This window comes from Planobispora longispora (assembly GCF_016863135.1).
Taxonomy (GTDB): domain Bacteria; phylum Actinomycetota; class Actinomycetes; order Streptosporangiales; family Streptosporangiaceae; genus Planobispora; species Planobispora longispora.
Map to the genome: position 1 here is coordinate 1 of NZ_BOOH01000097.1, position 1,329 is coordinate 1,329.

General features: G+C 56.6%; 1 rRNA gene. It reads left to right on the plus strand.

Annotated features, from left to right (window positions below):
* Positions 1 to 46: 46 nt before the first annotated feature.
* Positions 47 to 1,329 (plus strand): 23S ribosomal RNA (locus tag Plo01_RS39755); the annotation flags it as partial.

The following is a 1,329-nucleotide window of genomic DNA, read 5'->3' on the forward strand; positions in this document are numbered from 1 at the left end:
GCTGGTTGCTGTTTGAGATTTGCATAGTGGACGCGAGCATCTTTGTGGCCAAGTTAGTAAGGGCACACGGTGGATGCCTTGGCATCAGGAGCCGATGAAGGACGTGGGAGGCTGCGTTAAGCCCCGGGGAGTCGCCAACCAGACGTTGATCCGGGGATGTCCGAATGGGGAAACCTAGCATCCGTCATGGGATGTTGCCTCCGCCTGAATGTATAGGGCGGTTGGTGGTAACGCGGGGAAGTGAAACATCTCAGTACCCGTAGGAAGAGAAAACAACATGTGATTCCGCGAGTAGTGGTGAGCGAAAGCGGATGAGGCTAAACCATGCACGTGTGATAGCCGGCAGGCGTTGCGTGTGTGGGGTTGCGGGACCTTCTTGAAAGAGCTGCCGCTCTTTCGGGCAGTGAGAAATCCGATGGGTAGTCGAAGCCTCTGGGAAGGGGCGCCGTAGACCGTGAGAGCCGGGTAGGCGAAACTTGTCGGACTGCTGGAGGGGATCCCAAGTAGCACGGGGCCCGAGAAATCCTGTGTGAATCTGCCAGGACCACCTGGTAAGCCTAAATACTCCCTGATGACCGATAGTGGACCAGTACCGTGAGGGAAAGGTGAAAAGCGCCCCGGTGAGGGGTCGTGAAATAGTACCTGAAACCGTGTGCCTACAAGCCGTAGGAGCGTACACGAGGCTTGCCTTGTGTGTGATGTGACTGCGTGCCTTTTGAAGAATGAGCCTGCGAGTTATGGTGTGTGGCGAGGTTAACCCGTGGGGGGTAGCCGTAGCGAAAGCGAGTCTGAATAGGGCGATCGATAGTCGCATGCTGTAGACCCGAAGCGGAGTGATCTAGGCATGGGCAGGTTGAAGCGCGGGTAAGACCGCGTGGAGGACCGAACCCACCAGGGTTGAAAACCTGGGGGATGACCTGTGTTTAGGGGTGAAAGGCCAATCAAACTCCGTGATAGCTGGTTCTCCCCGAAATGCATTTAGGTGCAGCGTCGCGTGTTTCTTACCGGAGGTAGAGCACTGGATGGCCGATGGGCCCGACCAGGTTACTGACGTCAGCCAAACTCCGAATGCCGGTAAGTGAGAGCGTGGCAGTGAGACTGCGGGGGATAAGCTCCGTAGTCGAGAGGGAAACAGCCCAGACCACCGACTAAGGCCCCTAAGCGTGTGCTAAGTGGGAAAGGATGTGGAGTCGCAGTGACAACCAGGAGGTTGGCTTAGAAGCAGCCACCCTTGAAAGAGTGCGTAATAGCTCACTGGTCAAGTGATTCTGCGCCGACAATGTAGCGGGGCTCAAGTACACCGCCGAAGTCGTGGCATTCACGCATGTA